The sequence below is a fragment of the Priestia sp. YIM B13491 genome (assembly GCF_042787605.1).
Classification (GTDB): domain Bacteria; phylum Bacillota; class Bacilli; order Bacillales; family Bacillaceae_H; genus Priestia; species Priestia megaterium_E.
In genome coordinates this window covers 340,280-354,608 of the sequence record NZ_JBHZOR010000002.1, presented here as the reverse complement: position 1 = coordinate 354,608, position 14,329 = coordinate 340,280, and the positions used below count along the sequence as shown (strand labels likewise).

The 14,329-nt window shown below is 39.6% G+C and carries 14 protein-coding genes; 8 read left to right on the top strand and 6 right to left on the bottom strand.

Annotated elements, in window-relative coordinates; translation table 11 throughout:
• Window positions 1–23: 23 nt before the first annotated feature.
• On the bottom strand, window positions 24–3,215 hold the full coding sequence (locus ACFX4E_RS07995) for a S8 family peptidase (protein WP_377257953.1): 3,192 nt from the start codon (window positions 3,213–3,215) through the stop codon (window positions 24–26).
• A gap of 454 nt (window positions 3,216–3,669) precedes the next feature.
• Here ACFX4E_RS07995 and ACFX4E_RS07990 point away from each other — a divergent pair, with 454 nt between their 5' ends.
• The 4 genes from ACFX4E_RS07990 to ACFX4E_RS07975 all read left to right on the top strand — a co-directional run bounded on the left by ACFX4E_RS07990 (window position 3,670) and on the right by ACFX4E_RS07975 (window position 6,021).
• On the top strand, window positions 3,670–4,179 hold the full coding sequence (locus ACFX4E_RS07990) for an SUKH-4 family immunity protein (protein ID WP_225049769.1): 510 nt from the start codon (window positions 3,670–3,672) through the stop codon (window positions 4,177–4,179).
• A gap of 142 nt (window positions 4,180–4,321) precedes the next feature.
• Window positions 4,322–4,600: a YesK family protein gene (locus ACFX4E_RS07985; protein WP_377257950.1), complete on the top strand. Its 279-nt coding sequence runs from the start codon at window positions 4,322–4,324 to the stop codon at window positions 4,598–4,600.
• Between the two features lies 1 nt (window position 4,601).
• The gene (locus tag ACFX4E_RS07980) at window positions 4,602–5,060 is read left to right on the top strand and encodes a GNAT family N-acetyltransferase (RefSeq protein WP_253352425.1); all 459 of its coding nucleotides are present in this window, start codon (window positions 4,602–4,604) and stop codon (window positions 5,058–5,060) included.
• Window positions 5,061–5,535: 475 nt separating this feature from the next.
• Window positions 5,536–6,021 (top strand): hypothetical protein, encoded by a 486-nt coding sequence (locus ACFX4E_RS07975; protein ID WP_050688262.1) that lies wholly within the window; start codon window positions 5,536–5,538, stop codon window positions 6,019–6,021.
• A gap of 216 nt (window positions 6,022–6,237) precedes the next feature.
• Here ACFX4E_RS07975 and ACFX4E_RS07970 read toward each other — a convergent pair whose 3' ends face one another.
• Genes ACFX4E_RS07970 through nagA form a run of 4 tightly spaced genes read right to left on the bottom strand, consistent with a single transcriptional unit; the run spans window position 6,238 to window position 9,686 of the window.
• Complete coding sequence (locus ACFX4E_RS07970; protein WP_377257947.1) at window positions 6,238–6,963, bottom strand: SIS domain-containing protein; 726 nt, start codon at window positions 6,961–6,963, stop codon at window positions 6,238–6,240.
• Between the two features lie 15 nt (window positions 6,964–6,978).
• On the bottom strand, window positions 6,979–7,704 hold the full coding sequence (locus ACFX4E_RS07965) for a GntR family transcriptional regulator (protein ID WP_377257944.1): 726 nt from the start codon (window positions 7,702–7,704) through the stop codon (window positions 6,979–6,981).
• A 57-nt stretch (window positions 7,705–7,761) separates the two neighbouring features.
• The gene (gene nagB, locus ACFX4E_RS07960; RefSeq protein ID WP_263034427.1) at window positions 7,762–8,499 is read right to left on the bottom strand and encodes a glucosamine-6-phosphate deaminase; all 738 of its coding nucleotides are present in this window, start codon (window positions 8,497–8,499) and stop codon (window positions 7,762–7,764) included.
• 2 nt (window positions 8,500–8,501) lie between these two features.
• Window positions 8,502–9,686, bottom strand: a complete 1,185-nt coding sequence (gene nagA, locus ACFX4E_RS07955) for an N-acetylglucosamine-6-phosphate deacetylase (protein ID WP_377257941.1) — start codon at window positions 9,684–9,686, stop codon at window positions 8,502–8,504.
• Window positions 9,687–10,014: 328 nt separating this feature from the next.
• Between nagA and nagE the strand changes: the two genes are divergently transcribed.
• From nagE to ACFX4E_RS07935, 4 genes are all read left to right on the top strand, one after another.
• Window positions 10,015–11,892 (top strand): N-acetylglucosamine-specific PTS transporter subunit IIBC, encoded by a 1,878-nt coding sequence (gene nagE, locus ACFX4E_RS07950; RefSeq protein WP_217599497.1) that lies wholly within the window; start codon window positions 10,015–10,017, stop codon window positions 11,890–11,892.
• Between the two features lie 387 nt (window positions 11,893–12,279).
• Window positions 12,280–12,999, top strand: a complete 720-nt coding sequence (locus ACFX4E_RS07945; RefSeq protein WP_057239623.1) for a DUF554 domain-containing protein — start codon at window positions 12,280–12,282, stop codon at window positions 12,997–12,999.
• Between the two features lie 129 nt (window positions 13,000–13,128).
• Entirely contained in the window at window positions 13,129–13,503 is a 375-nt protein-coding gene (locus ACFX4E_RS07940; protein ID WP_377257938.1) for a VOC family protein, read from the top strand.
• A gap of 79 nt (window positions 13,504–13,582) precedes the next feature.
• Window positions 13,583–13,900 carry a hypothetical protein gene (locus ACFX4E_RS07935; protein WP_034270421.1) on the top strand — a complete coding sequence of 106 codons (318 nt, stop codon included), beginning with the start codon at window positions 13,583–13,585 and terminating at the stop codon, window positions 13,898–13,900.
• A 58-nt stretch (window positions 13,901–13,958) separates the two neighbouring features.
• On the opposite strand, the gene ACFX4E_RS07930 is transcribed toward ACFX4E_RS07935, so the two are convergent.
• Window positions 13,959–14,276: an iron-sulfur cluster biosynthesis family protein gene (locus ACFX4E_RS07930; RefSeq protein WP_057241684.1), complete on the bottom strand. Its 318-nt coding sequence runs from the start codon at window positions 14,274–14,276 to the stop codon at window positions 13,959–13,961.
• Window positions 14,277–14,329 lie beyond the last annotated feature (53 nt).

Sequence of the window (14,329 nt, the reverse complement as noted above, 5' to 3'; positions counted from 1 at the left end):
CATAAGCCAAGCGCCTTTTTTCTTTATTTTGTCACCGTTTTTGCTGTTGCTTTACTCGTATTATTCGCTTTGTCTTTTGCCGTTACGCTTAAGACTGTTTTTTCTTTTTGCTTTTTAATTTTTACTGAGTATTGTCCTTTGCTGTTAGCAGCAGCAGAGCCAATGCTTTTTTTGTTTACTGTTACCGTTACGGTAGCATTTGCTTCTGTTTTACCTGTTACAGCCGTGCTTTTTGTTGTGACAGCATTGACGCTTGGTGCAGCAGGGGGTGTTTTATCGCTCACTTTTACAGTCGTAGCTTTACTTGTGTTGTTGGCTGCGTCTGCTGCTGTTACGCTGATTGCCGTACCTGCTTTTTGTTTTTTAATCGTTATGCTGTACTGACCTTTTGCATTGGCTTTTGCTTTGCCGATTTCTTTGTTGTTCACTTTCGCTACAACAGATGCATTTGCTTCAGCTGTTCCTTTAATAGCCGTATCCGCGTCGCTGACCGGATTCACTTTAGGTGCATTTGGAGCAATAACGTCACGCACCGTTACTTTTACTTCTTCACTTTCTTGTTTTTGGCTGTTTGTAGCCGTGATGTACAAGACTGTGTTTTCTTTTTGTTTTGGAATTTTCACTTTGAACGCGCCTTTTGCATCAGCTTTTGCTGAAGCAATCACTTTCTTAGCGCTATTTTTAACATTTACCGTAAAATTCGCTTTAGACGTTCCTGTTACATACTCATCTTTATTCGTTACGGCTTTTACCGCTGGTTTGGCAGGTGCTTTTTGAACAACTGCACGAATGCTCGTACTTGCTTTTCCGTTTGTGACAACTACTTGTAAAACGGTATCAGCTTTTTGAGCTGGAATGTTCACAGAGAACGTATTTTTTGCATCAGCTTTCACTGTGCCAAGTGTTTTTGAGCCGTTCATTACTTTAACAGTTGAACCGCTTTGAGCTTTACCTGTAACAATTTTTTGCGTGCTGACAAATGTATTTACCTGCGCTTGCAGCTGCTGTGCACTTACTGCGCTGTACGCATTTAAACGTCCCCATCCTGATACGTAATCGTAGCCTGGAGCAGGGGGTTCTGCTGGACTTTCTTCATCATCGTATACAGGAGCATCTTTTTCATCAAATTTAATATCTTTAGCTGTATCCGTTAGGCGTTTTTCAACGTCTTTTGGCTTTAAGCCTGGGTTTTGTGATAGCAATAATCCCGCAACGGCTGCCACGTGAGGCGTTGCCATTGATGTTCCGCTTAAATAAGTGACGTTTCCGTCTGGAACAAGACTTGGAATATCAGAGCCAGGAGCTGTAATATCTAATCCTTTTCCGTAGTTTGAGTAGTCAGATACGATATCTAAACGGTTTGATGCGCCTACTGAAATCGCATAGGCAGATGAAGCAGGGTAAGAGAGTTCTTCCATACCGTCGTTTCCACTTGCAGCTACAACCGTTACGTTATGATCGTATGCGTATTTTAACGAATATTCAAGCACGCGGCTGTAAGATCCGCCAAGGCTTAAGTTAATGACTTTTGCACCGTGATCAACCGCGTATTTAATACCGTACGCAATTTGTTCTGTATCTCCGCTTCCAGATGCGTCTAAAATTTTAACCGGTAAAATTTTTGCATGAGAATTAATGCCGGCCATTGAATAGTTATTGTTTGCAGAGGCTGCGATAATACCTGCTACGTGAGTTCCGTGTCCGTTGTCGTCTGTTGCATTCGACGAACGATCCACGTAGTTATAGCCTGTTTTTGTATCCACTACACCTTTTAAATCAGCAAGTGATGAATCGACGCCCGTATCCGCAACGGCAATAACCGTATCTTTTAATTTTTGACCGTTTAGTAATTTTTCAAGTGATTCGTATTGAATATCGGCATGCTGCGTACCGTCATTTTTACCCGTGTTATTTAATGACCATTGATACGGATATTGTGAATCCATTGAAAGAGCGTGGTACTCTTGAACCGGCTCGATAAATTCAGTTTCAGGAAGTGCCTGAATTTGTTTTGCCGTCATTTTACCTTGAGCAGATGACGTGCTGAAGCTTTTTGCATTGCTGTCATCTAATTGAATAACAAACATATTATCAAAAGAAGCAGCTGATTGTTTTAATGGATTAATAGATTCAATGCTTGCTGATTTTGACTGTGCTTTTGTTTTGAATGATTTAGCATTTGCACCATCTTTTAATTTAACAATATAGCGAGTTTCAGCTTTTGTTGAAACGCTGTTTGCGCTGACTAACTTAGCTCTTACTAATACAGACGATACGTTTAAGTCCGTTACGTCTTTTAATTTTGTCTGTGCTGCTACTTTTTCTAAGTCTTTCTTTAAAGCAGCCGGAACGGATTTATAAGCGATGTTGTATAAATCATTGATTGCTTTTTGATCAGCACTTGTAATCATGTACGTGCTTGATGCGCCGTTTTTCGCCACATCTGTAAATAGACCTTTTAGCTGAACTAAATCTTTGTATACTTGTTCGCGCATTGATTTGTCGATAATCATTTTAGAGCTGATAAACGGTGCGGCTTTGTAATAAAGAGAAGAAAGGTCTTTTCCGCTTGCTGTTTTTGAAAGCACAGCGTCGCGAATCGTACGCAAATCTTTTAAAATACCTTTTCCATTTTCTTTTTGGCTTGTACTTAATTCAGCCGGGCATTCTTCTGCCTCCATTTGAGAAGGGGGAAGTGAAGCGCCTTCATAGCTGATTGTGTAAGGAACTTCTGTTTTTAATTCCGGTTGAGGTTCAGAAGGTGTTTTTCCATCTTCTTCTGTATCGTCTTCGATGATGATATCTTCATCTCCATAATACTCAACTTTCACATAATAAGGGCCAGTCCAGGCGATTGGAAAATCAAGCTGAGCAGGCTCGTCTTTGTAGGAGTATCCCATATAACGGTCAAATGCCACGTTGTTTTTGGCATTTTCAAGACTAGAGTAAACTGTGATGTTTACTTCATCATCACTTTGAAGCTTAATTCGGTAGTGTGAAAACTTTGCTACCTCTTGCTTAGAAGGATTAATTTTGTACCAATGTGTTTGTTCTGGTTCTGTAAATGTTCCTTTTGCTGCTTTACCAATGCTTAATGTTTTTTCATTAGCAGGTGGATTGCCTGCCGCTTGTGTTTTCAGTAAGCCTAATTGGCTAAAACACAAGGTGAACATTAAAGCAAAAGCAATAAAACGATAAATTGACCCTTTTTTCATGTTAAACCTCCAAAAAAATATAGTAAAAAACAGGAATTACATACCTATTAAACCATAAAGTTTAAAAATTTGTAAATAATTACTGTTGCTTATTTTATTATTTTGTCAAGTTATTAATCTCGCATAAGAAATGGTGAGATAAGTCCTAGTTGCAAAAAGTAGAAAAAATTGGAATAATAAAGATTGAGCCTGTTTATAAGAGGCGAGAGTACGCTGAAAAGGGAAGAAGGGAATGAGAATTATTTTTCAAAGCAGAATTCACTGGAGAAAATCTGATCGGTTTCTTTTTACCTGTGTTTATAAAGAGGAAATCGGGCTATATAAATAAAGATTGGAAAAAATTTCAGTCTAATTAAGTTCATTTGTAGCATATAATACGAGCTGGATTTCTTTTATAATAAACAAAAGCAAAGAAAGAGCAAATGGTGAAAAGGAGTGAAAGAAGTTGTCAAATGTGATGCAACGACAGGAAAAACGAATGAAGTTTGATGCCGAACAGCTTGCACCCCTTGATATTGATGAAGAGACAAAGAAGTTGCTAACAGAAAAAGGATTGCCCAAAGAAGCTTCACCATTTCTAGAGTTCGTTTCATCCAAAGGAAAGCTAACAACATTATGCGAAACATTTGAGTTATCATCTCGCTACCAGCACTATTGGTTTTTAGGAACAACAGGGGCTGGAGATCCAATTTGTCTTCATCAAAAAAACGGTTCGGTTGTGCTGCTCGATACGTCCAACGATGACTGCGAGCGTTTCGTGAATACAACTTTTCCGCAGTTTTTAGCATGCCTAGATGTATTTGAAGAGCTAGTAGAAGAAACGATTCAAGCTAACGGAGAATCTGCATACTTAGAGAGACACATTCCTGCTGAGGTGCTGCAGCGATGCAAAAAACGTATGAATGAAATTGATGAAGCTTGCTTAGCCCCTTATTCTTTTTGGTTCAAAGAACTTTCTTTTTAATATAGTAGAAAAATAGACATGGCCGTTTTGGTCATGTCTATTTAGTTGTGGCTACAGGGCTATTAATATAGATAGAATAAATAAAAATGATAGTATATAATGGATATAAATTCCTTTTTTAAAAGTAAGGAGGAGGGTGTAAATGATTTCTTTATTTGGATTAATGGGTGCTTTCTTTGTTCTGCTTTTTGGTGCGTCGTATTTCTTCTATAGAAAGAACTCACCCGTGCAGTACGGAATTTCACTTAGCAGCATGCTAATAAGCATATTTCTATTTCTATATAGCATATTTGGAGTTGGCGGCTTTGAAGGAATGGGTCTTGGTGCTTTAGCGGCTGCTTTGTTCTTGGCATCGGTTCTGAGCTTGTTCGTCAGCGTTCTTTTTAATATCATAAATAGATACGGGAAAGGTGCTGTGTGAAATGGGAAAAATAACCTTTAGAGAAGCGGTGCGGGAAGATTTAGATCAAATTGTTGAAATGCTTGCTGATGATATGCTTGGAAGCAAACGAGAGCGCTACGAATCACCGCTTCCCGCCTGTTATGTTCAAGCATTTCAGGCAATTGATGCGGATCCAAACAATGAACTGATTGTCGCATGTAAAGATAGTGAAGTAATAGGTGTTCAACAATTAACCTTTACGCCTCACATTGCACGACAAGGCGGGTGGAGAGCAACGATTGAAGGAGTTCGAACCGCTTCGTCACAGCGCGGTAAAGGGGTTGGATATCAGCTGATTACATGGGCGATTGAACGAGCGAAAAAACGTAATTGTCAGTTGATACAATTAACAACCGATAAAGAACGGTCAGAGGCATTGCGTTTTTATCAAAAGCTCGGATTTACTGCTTCTCATGAAGGATTAAAGCTCCATTTGTAATTGGCTGTTAATGGTTGTATCCCTGTGATAAAAATTTTTTGATTAAAATGAATTTTTTAGTTTAGTTCAATTGAAACGTGGTATACAGATAGTACAGAGCTGATAGAAATTTTTCTAAGGCTACTGTGAAAGGTAAATACTTAGCTTCATGAAGGGACTGGTTTAGTTTTGGAATACTTAACAGCAACTTCAGCAAACGTATTACCTCACATGAAAAGCAGATATTCTGATCTGACAATTGGCACTCTCGTTATGAACCGATATACGTAGCGAAAGGGCCTCACAAGGGCAAATGAACATGAAATAATTAGCATGATATGAAGGGAAGAACCTGCATCAGTTTTGATGCAGGTTCTTTTTTGTGAGATGCACAATAAAACTTATATAAAGCTTCGGCAGGGATTTACATGTAAAATTTATAGGTATGGTAAACTATTCGAAATTGTATCGGCACGAAAAAGGAAGGAGGAGTTCTATGGATACACGCGAGCTCTTTTATTATATTTATCAAAAGAGTGTCACAGCGGAAAAACATTATTTACCATGGGCACTTTCTATGCTGGAGCATGAACAGGATTCTTTATCTCTTTCTATTTTAGCTTCTCTCCAACCACCTTATAATCTCTTTGAAATAGAAGATTATTTTCAGCGTACTTTAAAAGAGCTTTCCTTATTGAAACCGAGTGAACAGGAATGTACAGATTACCTGATTTATACGCGGCTTCAAACGATTGTGCAGCATGAAGAGAGGGCGCTAACAGAAGCCAATCACTTATACAACATGTTCATTGAACTCGACTGTCCGACGAAGTTAGTAGGTTGGCTTGAAATTAGTGATATGATAGATGACTATCAGTACGGAGACAATTATTTTAACATTACGGATGAAATCATACATACAACAATTATGAAAGAAGCTAAAAGCCAGCTGGAACATTACCGCAAAAAAATCTTCAAATGAATGCACTACGAAATTTCTTATAACTTATTTGACACCTAAGGTATAAAAGAGTATACTTATGTTAAACATAGTAATTATGTCGGATAAGTAGGTTATGGTGCTGTGAACAAGACTTCTACTGATAAAGAGGAGATCTAGTCCAAATCGTACAGTCCGACTTTGATGAGATGCTTTCAAGCATCTTTTTTTTGTGCAAAAAAACAGCCGCAGGGGCTGTTATAGGGCAGTAATTCTTCCTTTGTAAGCATCAATCAACCGCTGGTTATGTTCATCTGAACCTTCCATGTTTCCGCTTAAAAAGACAGGAGGGGTGATGCCGCGGCTGAGCAATTTTTGGATGGCTTTAGATAAAACATCATTTAAGATAGCGCCTCCAATTACAGTAGAGCCAGAAGCGAAAGAAATGTCTTGCTGATGAAGAAGAACGTCTCCTTTTGGAATGTGATTATTAATAACAAGATCCACGACATCATGAAGGTATGTTCCGCTTTTATGTCGCGAAGCCCGGCTCGTGGCATAAGAAGGAGAGGTAAGCCCGATAACAAAGGCGCCTTTTGCTCTTGCAATTAAAGCCACATCAATCGGAACGGGATTTACGCCCGACGTAGAAATCACAATCATGATATCGCCTGGTACGATATCTTCTTTTTCCATAAAGGTATTTGCATAGTCATTTCTACGCTCTAGCTGTGAAGAGCGCGAAGCTCCTTTATGAAGCATCAGTTCTTCTACAAAAATAGGGTGAATCGGTGCAAGCCCTCCGGAACGGTAAAACACTTCTTCCGTTAAAATATGAGAATGACCGCACCCAAATAAATGAATGAGGTGATGAGAAGCTAGTTGCTGTGAGATTTTCTCGGCTGCGGATTCCATTGCCTGCTGTTCATGCGCCTCCACTTTAGCAAGCAGTTTTGTTAGTTCCTGTAGATATAAACTAGACATAAAAAAACTCCTTAGTTAAGATCGTGTCATGTTAATCGTAAACTTATAGCGGTCTGCTCGATACGAAGACTTCACCACTTCAAGCGGCGTGCCGTCTTGCAAATACGTATTTCGTTGAATCAGTAGAACCGGTGAATATGAGCTGATTCCAAGATGCTTCACTTCGGTTTCAGAAGCTAAAATGGATTCTAGCGTTTGATTGGCTTCGCCAATTTTCAGCCCGAGCTCTTCTTCAATATAGCGGTAGAGAGAGTCATTAACAATGGATTCCGTTAATCCTTTAACTAAGTTAGCGGATACATACACGCTTTCAAGGGCCATTGGTACGTTGTCAGCTAAACGAATACGCTTGATTTCATAAACAGGTGCATGAAGAGAAATGTGCAGCTGCTCGGCAATTTTTTCTGAAGCCGCAATAATTTCAAAGCTCAGCAGCTTGCTGCTTGGTACCATTCCACGCGCTTTCATATCTTCTGTAAAACTCGTTAATCCAACGAGCTGCTGCTCCAGTTTTTTTTCAGATACGAAGGTGCCGCGACCTTTTTGACGGTATAAATAACCGTTGTTTACTAAATTGTTAATCGCTTGGCGAACGGTCATTCTGCTGATTTCAAATCGTTCTGCAAACTCTCGTTCAGAAGGAAGCGAATCATTTGGTTTTAACTCTCCGTTTTCAATTTGTTTTTTCAACTGTTCTTCAATTTGATAATAAATCGGAAGAGGTGAGCTTTTATCAATCACTTAAGTTCTCTCCTTTATGTAAACCTCCTCATCTAAAAAAGACGAGGAGGCTATAAATTAAACCGTAGTCGATACTTTAGCTAAAGCTTCTTGGTCCGCAATAATTGTAACACAGTGATGCTTCTTTAAAATAGAAGCAGGGAAGTTCTCTGTGATTTCTCCGTTAAGCAGCTGATACATCGCTTCTGCTTTGGCTTCCCCAGAGATAAGCAGTAAAATTTCTTTACTTTTCATAATCGATTCAATTCCCATTGTAATAGCCTGAGTAGGCACTTCGTCAAGAGAATTAAAGTAGCGCGCATTCGCTTTTCGCGTTGACTCTTCTAACGTCACAATATGAGTAGGAGAGTTGAATGACGTACCAGGTTCGTTAAAGCCAATGTGTCCGTTTTGGCCAATTCCAAGAATCTGAAGGTCAATGCCTCCGTGATTTTGAATCATTTCATCGTAGCGGCGGCATTCTTCTTCAGGCGTATCAGCTAAGCCGTTAGGAACGTGCGTGCTGCTTACGTCAATATCAATGTGATTAAATAACGCATCTGCCATATAGTAGTGATAGCTGTTTGGATCTTGCGGCTTCATTCCGACATATTCATCTAAGTTAAAGGAAGTAACGTGTTTGTAAGACGTGCCGTGCTCTTTATGATCTTGAATTAAACGATCATATAATCCTTTCGGCGTGCCTCCCGTTGCAAGTCCCAGATTCATATTTGGCTTTTCATGAAGTTTGCTAATCAGCATATCAGCTGCTTTTGCACTCATTTCACTGTAGTTTTTCACTTGGATGATATTCATTGTTAGTCCTCCTTTTGAAAGCTCAATGTGCCTCGGCAAAATGTCATTTCAACATCTAAGTTTTCATTTAACACCACGATATCCGCATCTTTTCCAATTTTAAGGCTTCCTTTTGTATCGAACAGGTTAAGCTGTCTTGCTGGGTTTTCAGCGGTCATTTTTACGATGTCTTCTAATGAGCAGTTCGTAAAGCTCATCGTGTTTTTAATCGCATCGTTCATCTTTAAGATGCTTCCTGCTAACGTTCCGTCTGCAAGGGTAGCAGTCGTATCATTTACGTGAACAGGCTGTCCGCCTAAATCATACGTACCGTTTTTTAGCCATTTGGCACGAAGAGAATCCGTGATAAGAATCATGCGTTCACTTGTAATTTGATCGTACGCAAGCTTGACCATTTCAGGTCGGCAGTGGATGCCGTCTGTAATGAGCTCTACAAATAATTCATTTCTCAAATAAGCGGCGCCTAATACGCCCGGCTCTCTATGGTGAAGACCGCGCATGCCGTTATATAAATGCGTAATATGAGACGCTCCTGCTTCGATAGCTTCACTAACTTGATCGTATGTGCTGTCAGAATGGCCAATAGAAGCGACGACGTTTGTTTCTTTTAAATAAGAAGTAAGCGCTAAGCCGTTTGGCTGCTCCGGAGCTAATGTAACAAGTTTAATATGTCCTCCGGCTGCTTTTTGCCACTCTTGAAACAGTGTCACATTCGGATCTTGAATGTGAGTGGGGGGCTGTGCACCCGCACGTTTCGGTGAAATAAACGGACCTTCTAAGTGAATACCAACTACTTCAGCATCCGTATCTGTTTGTTCTTCTATATAAGCGCCCGCGTTGCGAAGCGCTTTTTCAACCGTTTCATTCGACTGCGTCATAGTGGTTGCTAAAAAGCTTGTTGTACCTTCTTTTGGGAGCGTGCGCGCCATTGTTTTTAATGCTTCTGCTGTACCGTCCATTGCATCGGCATTGTTAACGCCATGAATATGCACATCAATGGCACCAGGAATCACTTTATAGGAAGGAGAAAGCTCAATCACATGATCATTCGGCTGACGGACGTATTGATGTGTCTCTCCGATTTCAGTAATTTTCTTGTTCGTTAGTTTAATATACCCGTTTTTTAATGTCTGATTTTCACTATAAACGGTTACATTATAAATAATGATGGATGAATGTGTATCCATACATACACTCCTTTGCTCGTTGTATTGATTTAAGTGTAACGCTTTTTGGAATAGTTGTCTATACCAGTTGATTCTTTTTTGTGAACTAGAAAGTTTTGTAAGGGCTTTTAACATTGATATAGAGAGGTTTTCAAAAAGAAAATTGGTATAGACAACTATATATTTTATGTGCTAGTATGAGTCCATGCAGTAAAACCGCCGTTATTTCAGCTGATGATGTACTCATGGGCTGGGGATGAATGCGGTAACTTGTCATCCGATAAATATTGTTACGAAAATCCTTGCTCGTAACATCGGGTTAAATACGTTATACAAAGGGGATAGAAACATGCTGAATTTTTTACAACGTATTGGTAAATCGCTTATGCTGCCAATCGCAGTATTACCTGCTGCGGCATTGCTTCTTCGTTTGGGTCAAAAGGACTTATTGGATATTCCATTTATGGCACAAGCCGGAGATGCAATTTTTGCGAATTTAGCACTACTGTTTGCGCTCGGTATTGCTGTAGGGCTTTCAAAAGATGGAAGCGGCGCAGCAGCACTTGCCGGAGTGGTCGGTTATTTTGTGTTAACAAAAGGTACTGTAGCTATTGATAAAGATATTAACATGGGTGTACTCGGCGGGATTGTCTCAGGGGTAACGGCTGGTTTACTATACAATCGTTTCTCAGCCATTAAGCTGCCAGAGTGGCTCGGCTTCTTTGCAGGAAAGCGGTTTGTACCGATTATTACGTCAGTCGTTATGCTCGCGCTTGCAGGAATCTTCGGGGTTATCTGGCCGCCGATTCAAGATCAAATTAACAACTTAGGAACGTGGATTACAGGAGCAGGAGCGCTTGGTGCAGGTATATACGGATTTTTAAACCGTCTGTTGATTCCAATTGGACTGCATCACGTGTTAAACAGCTTAGTATGGTTTGTATTCGGAGACTATCACGGCGTAACGGGAGATTTGAATCGATTCTTTAAAGGCGATCCAACGGCAGGAACATTCATGTCTGGATTCTTCCCGGTTATGATGTTTGGTTTACCGGCAGCAGCGCTTGCGATGATCGCAGCAGCTAAAAAAGAAAAACGCAAACAAGTCAGCGGTATGTTAATCGGACTTGCGGTTACTTCTTTTTTAACGGGAATTACGGAACCAATTGAATTTCTATTTATGTTCGTAGCACCGTTATTATATGTTATTCATGCCGTTTTAACAGGAATATCAATGGCTTTAGCCGTTGCTCTTGGTATTCACGCTGGATTTGGATTTTCAGCAGGGGCCATTGATTTCTTCTTAAACTACGGAATTTCACAAAAACCGCTGCTGTTAGCGGGAATTGGAATTGTATATGCAGTCATTTACTTTGTCATTTTCTATACGCTGATCAAAGCGTTAAATTTAAAAACACCGGGACGTGAAGATGATGAAGAAGTAGACACATCAAACGAAACGGTTGTGGCAACAGGCGATAAATATGTGGATATGGCGTCTTATTTTATTGAAGATTTAGGCGGAAAAGAAAACTTGACCGTCATTGATAACTGCGCGACTCGCCTTCGTTTACAAGTAGCTGATGCCGGCAACATTAACGAAGCTGCCTTAAAGCGCCACGGAGCGAGAGGAATCATGAAGCTCAGCAAAACAAATGTTCAAGTCATTGTCGGAACAGAAGTAGAGTTTGTTGCAGACGCAATGAATCAATTAGTTAAATACGGCACAGCGTCAACCGCTGCACCTGTTGAACAACAGGCTGTTCAAGCAGACGTACACACAGAGTTTGTGTTACCGTTTGAAGGCGTTGTAAAGCCGCTTAGTGAAGTAGAAGATCAAGTGTTTTCACAAAAAATGATGGGCGACGGCTTTGCGATTGAACCTGTTGAAGGAACGCTCGTATCACCGATTAACGGTGAAGTTATGACCGTGTTCCCAACAAAACATGCGATTGGCTTAAAAACAGTCGAAGGAATTGAAATCCTCATTCACGTTGGATTAGATACCGTGAATTTAAAAGGCGAAGGATTTGAAGCGCTTGTTCAAGAAGGCGACAGCGTTCAACAAGGGACGCCGCTTTTACAAGTGAATGTAGACTATGTTAAAAAGCATGCACCGTCTATTGTGACACCAGTTGTATTTACCAACTTGCCAGCGGATAAAGAAGTAAAGCTGTTAAAAACAGGCTACCAAAAGCAAGGTACAAAAGACGTTATTACATTTTAATAAAAAGGCTAGAACAAACCTGTTCTAGTTAAAAGAAGATCCGAACGATGAAGCGTTCGGATCTTTTTATTGTGATGGTGAACGTAGATTTAATCTATTTAGTTGCTTCTGGCTGTTGATTGGAGGGCAAGGCTCAGCGCCCGCCCGCGGAAAGCGAAGCCCTGCATGGAAATCAACAGCGTTGTCGCAAGCAATCAGCTCATGTATCCTATTTGTTCGTTTTTATATGGGGGTAATCTAGTTACGTTTCAATCTCTTTTTTCTTTTCTTCATAATTGAAAGAATTTTATGTTAAAATTTAGTGTGTTTGATACAGCTAGTGCGGAGCAGAGAGGGAGTAGAACAAATGAAAAAAGAAGCGGCATTATTCATGGTAAAGGTGACAGCATGTTTATTATAGGAGCATTAGTCAATGGATTAGCAATTGTTGTAGGAACATTAATGGGCAAGCTTGCTCACCGCATTCCTGAAAAAGTAAGCGTGACGGTGATGCAAGTGATGGGTTTATCCGTTATTACGCTCGGTTTGCAAATGGGCTTTAAAAGTCATCAGTTTTTAATTGTAATTTTGAGCTTAGCCATTGGAGCGGTTATTGGTGAGTTCATTGATTTAGATGAAAAGCTAAACCTTCTAGGCAATATGATTGAACGAAAATTTCAATCACAGCAAAATGACAAGCAAACATTCAGTATTTCACAGGGCTTTGTAACAGGGACGTTAATCTTTGTCATTGGAGCAATGGCAATCGTAGGAGCATTAGACAGCGGAATACGAGGCGATCACAGCGTATTGTTTACAAAAGCGGTGATGGATGGGTTTATCTCATTATTATTAACGACTACGCTTGGAATAGGCGTCATTTTCTCAGCGGTGCCCGTGTTTCTATACGAAGGCATCATTGCGTTGTTTGCCACGCAAATTAATGCGGTCGTGCCGCAAGATTTAATGAATAGTATCATTGCCGAAGTCACGGGAGTAGGGGGCGTGTTAATTTTAGCGATTGGAATTAATTTATTAGAAATTATTAAAATTAAAGTTGCGAATTTACTGCCTTCGATTTTAATTGCGGTTGTGATTGTAGTTGTACAGCATACATATTTTTCATGAAGAAAAAGCTTGTGAATAGTATTCGCAAGCTTTTTTGTATATATGGGCAAAAGTTAAGGGAATAGCAGGTATAAAATGATACGTGGATAATGGTATAGAATGAACCAAAAGCAAAAAGGAGGATTAAAAATGTCGAGTCCTGTCTTCAATAAAATGAATACGGTATTTATCCACGTATCTCATTTAAAAACTTCAGTAAAATGGTATAGCGAGTTACTGAGTCAAGAATACAAGATGAGCGAGGTGAAGGACCCTGTTTATAATCTTAAAATTGATGGAGAAACGGGGTTAACATTAGACGCGGGTCCTGAAGGAACAGAAAAACAAATAGTGGCTAGCCCTCATCCAATTTTTAATTTCCATACGGAAGATATTAAAGAAGCGTATGAATTTCTTAAAGGGATGGACTATACGATTGAGTCTCCGATTACTTCTTTTGATGATTTTTCGTTTTTTACGATAAAAGATCCGGATGGACATGTGGTCATGATATGCACAGGTTAAGTCGTTAGCTCCAGAAGTTTAAGGTATAGTATACTAATAAGAAAACCCTAATGAGATGAAGTAAGGAGAAATACTGCTTATGAAAGACAATCAACCGATTACAGCTCTTATTGCTGCACAAGTGGAGAAGTTAGCACATCAATTTGGCTATGATTTTTTATCTGAAAAACAAGGGAATCAAACGCTTTGTCAAATTCTTCAGCGAGATGAAGATGGATCTATTTTGGCGACGCCGCTTAGTTTTCATTTACATATGAATGAAGACAAAGGGACAGGAGATATTATTTACTACCATGAACAAGGAGAATTTAAGCGTCAGCAGGTGAATGTATATGAAGAAAATAGTCTTGTGAACGTGCTGTTATTTATCCAAGAGCGCTTAAAAGTCAATCGATAGAAGCGAGTTTCCTAACATATGCAAGAAAAAAAGCAGGGAGTTAGTTCCCTGCTTTTTTCTATGAATTGATATAGCGCAATCCTACGCGGTTATTAAAAATTTGGTTGTGATTTTTGAAGACAAAAGCACCTGCTGCGTGATCAATTACCAGCTCATTGTCGTACACTTCTTCCATGTCGTCATCAACAATAAATTCTAAGTCTTCAACCGTTACAACTTTTTCATAGGGTTGAAGGCTGCGCTTTGAGATGATCTTCATTTCATAAATCGTATTAACAATATCGCAGCTTCCTCGATCAAAAGAAAGCTGAATCATTTGATTTTGTTCTACGTTCCGCAACGCTTCTTTTGCAGAAGGAGTGACGCGTATATTCATAATGATATCCTCCTTTTTCTATCCTCAAATTAAATTGTGTAAAATGTATTTAG

What these genes read in the sequence shown, in the direction of transcription:
- ACFX4E_RS07980 (WP_253352425.1), top strand. Translation starts at nt 4,602, where the DNA reads ATGGGAAAAATAACCTTTAGAGAAGCGGTGCGGGAAGATTTAGATCAA.
- ACFX4E_RS07985 (WP_377257950.1), top strand. Translation starts at nt 4,322, where the DNA reads ATGATTTCTTTATTTGGATTAATGGGTGCTTTCTTTGTTCTGCTTTTT.
- nagA (WP_377257941.1), bottom strand. Translation starts at nt 9,686, where the DNA reads ATGGATACACATTCATCCATCATTATTTATAATGTAACCGTTTATAGT.
- ACFX4E_RS07970 (WP_377257947.1), bottom strand. Translation starts at nt 6,963, where the DNA reads ATGTCTAGTTTATATCTACAGGAACTAACAAAACTGCTTGCTAAAGTG.
- ACFX4E_RS07995 (WP_377257953.1), bottom strand. Translation starts at nt 3,215, where the DNA reads ATGAAAAAAGGGTCAATTTATCGTTTTATTGCTTTTGCTTTAATGTTC.
- ACFX4E_RS07930 (WP_057241684.1), bottom strand. Translation starts at nt 14,276, where the DNA reads ATGAATATACGCGTCACTCCTTCTGCAAAAGAAGCGTTGCGGAACGTA.
- ACFX4E_RS07945 (WP_057239623.1), top strand. Translation starts at nt 12,280, where the DNA reads ATGTTTATTATAGGAGCATTAGTCAATGGATTAGCAATTGTTGTAGGA.
- nagE (WP_217599497.1), top strand. Translation starts at nt 10,015, where the DNA reads ATGCTGAATTTTTTACAACGTATTGGTAAATCGCTTATGCTGCCAATC.
- ACFX4E_RS07940 (WP_377257938.1), top strand. Translation starts at nt 13,129, where the DNA reads ATGTCGAGTCCTGTCTTCAATAAAATGAATACGGTATTTATCCACGTA.
- ACFX4E_RS07935 (WP_034270421.1), top strand. Translation starts at nt 13,583, where the DNA reads ATGAAAGACAATCAACCGATTACAGCTCTTATTGCTGCACAAGTGGAG.
- nagB (WP_263034427.1), bottom strand. Translation starts at nt 8,499, where the DNA reads ATGAATATCATCCAAGTGAAAAACTACAGTGAAATGAGTGCAAAAGCA.
- ACFX4E_RS07975 (WP_050688262.1), top strand. Translation starts at nt 5,536, where the DNA reads ATGGATACACGCGAGCTCTTTTATTATATTTATCAAAAGAGTGTCACA.